This window comes from Vibrio sonorensis (genome assembly GCF_001854765.1).
Lineage (GTDB): Bacteria > Pseudomonadota > Gammaproteobacteria > Enterobacterales > Vibrionaceae > Vibrio > Vibrio sonorensis.
This window is the reverse complement of record NZ_LJJE01000007.1, coordinates 1-2,249: the sequence shown is the minus strand read 5'-3', so window position 1 is coordinate 2,249 and position 2,249 is coordinate 1. Positions and strand designations below refer to the sequence as shown.

At 40.4% G+C, this 2,249-nt stretch carries 1 protein-coding gene and 1 pseudogene; one reads left to right on the top strand and one right to left on the bottom strand.

Going from position 1 to position 2,249, the window contains the following annotated elements:
• On the bottom strand, nucleotides 1-277 hold a 277-nt coding region (locus tag BLO31_RS02020; protein ID WP_175443157.1), incomplete at its 3' end, for a recombinase family protein.
• A 163-nt stretch (nucleotides 278-440) separates the two neighbouring features.
• Here BLO31_RS02020 and BLO31_RS22940 point away from each other — a divergent pair.
• Nucleotides 441-2,249 (top strand): annotated as a pseudogene (locus BLO31_RS22940) (DUF4158 domain-containing protein); the annotation flags it as partial.

The following is a 2,249-nucleotide window of genomic DNA, read 5'->3' as shown; positions in this document are numbered from 1 at the left end:
AATCCTTTTGGTTCAGCATTTCCTTTAATTTGAACCAACTTTCTTCATCAAGACGAGAAAGCCTATCAATTTGCTCAATAATGATTGCATCACCAATTGCCGCATCATCAAGTAATCGAAGAAGCTCTGGTCTTTGTAAAGAAGCTCCCGACTCGTTCTCAATATACCAATCCGCTATTCGAAAGCCCTTTTGCTGTACAAACACCTGCAAAGCTCTCTGAGCACGCTTTGCGTTCTGATCAGAGGTTGATGCTCTTAAGTATCCAAAGATGTACATAAGTCCCTCAAGGTGACATTTAGGTTATGACAAATATACATTCCATGTCAATTTGGGTAGGTGATCTATGGGTGTACTTAAATTTCACACAAAACATCGATTGTATAATCTTACCTCTAGTATGATGACCTTTCACTTGGGCTGATAGAGAAAAAGGAGAACGATGCAAACTGTTAAGCCAAGCCGAATTCAAATTCTGACAGATCAAGAGATCCATGAACTTTATTCACGTCCCGTCTTTAACCAAAGTGAGCGGGAAGAGTACTTTTCGGTAGATCCCCGTATAGAGAAGGTGCTATCAACCTTGGGTAAAGTTGAAACTCGAATCTATTTACTACTTCTTATTTACTACTTCTTATTGGGTACTTCCGAGCTAAGCCAGTCGTACCGAAGTTCAGATTGCGAGATGTCAAACAAGATGTCGATTACCTTTACGCGACTTACTTTCCAAACAGAAAACCCAAATACCCACTCATTGCCAAAAGTACTCGAGCAACATTGATATTGAAGATGTACGAGATCCTTGGTTTTGCTCGATTCTCTAAGGTGGATGAGAAATCGTTGCTAGAACGCCTACAAGATGTGGCAACGATCTGCACTTATCCCAAGTATATTTTTGATGAATGCTTAGCCTTCTTTGGCCAAAAACGCATTGGCTTAGCCGGTTATTCAACATTACAAACCATGATCACGACTGTCCTAGCCAGTGAGAGGCAGAGGACAGAGTCTATTCTTTCAAGTTCCATGTCAGATACCACTCGTATGCAACTTAAAAAAATACTGCATACCAAAGGGCGCTTGAATCAACTTTCAGCGCAAAAAGGCTCAGCGAAAGACTTCACCCCATCGGAGCTTATGCGTGAAATTGAAACACACAGTACAATAAAAGGTGTGTATCAAGAAATAAAGAGGCTCATCAATAAACTCGGGCTATCGCAAGGGAACTTAACGTACTACGCGTCTATTATTCGGCACCAATCTATCTATAAGATCCGTCGTTTTCCTGAATGGCAAGGGATGCTATACATCGTGTGTTACTTATTTTTCCGTTATCAAGAAACGAATGATAAGTTAGTCACCGCGTTTCAGTATGTGACCAAAAAACAAAGGGAATCCGCCTCTGCCGCCGCTAAACAACGGATTGCAGATGAGCTTGAAGTGGTTAGAGACAAGTTGACCCAGGTTGATCACCTCCTTGGACTCTTTGTCGATGATTCCGTTAGTGACCAGACTCAATTTGGTGATATTCGGCAAAATGCCTTTGAAAAGCTCTCCAAAGATGAAATCCAGCTCATTAGTCAGCACTTAAATAAGGAAAATTTTGATAAGCGACAGTGCGAATGGCAACACATTGACAGCCAATATAGAAAGATTTCAAACTCGATTAGGCCTCTTTTTCTAGCGATAGATATTGAATGTGAACCCGGTCAGACATTACTTTCTACGCAATTACAAATAGCAAAATCAGAGCTTCAAAAAGAAAAGCACCTTTGTACTGCCGACCAAAGGTTACTTCTTAAGCAGGACAAAGACTATATTGTTGATAAGGAAGGCGTTAACTATCGACGTTTTGAATATTACTTGTACCAGAAAGTCTCTCGAATGCTTGATAACAATCATATATTTGTCAATGAAAGTGCGAAAAAAAACGTCTTGAAGATGATCTTATCCCTATAACTGAATGGAAAAAGAATGAAAATCTTGTTGCCAACACAGGGTTAGATAAGTTGATTGCTCCTATCGAGCAAACCCTTGCGACATTAACAAAATCCGTGCGTCACAAAATGGCTCAAGTCAGCCGCAATATCAATGATGGAGCCAATGATTTTGTTATCCATCAACCTCGCACCAATCAGCTCACTTGGAAGTTGGCTAATAAGCGTTGGAAAGACGATCTTGATAACCCGATTTACAACCAACTTCAACATATGGGCATTATTGAAATCATGGACTACGTGAATCAAAGAACCGG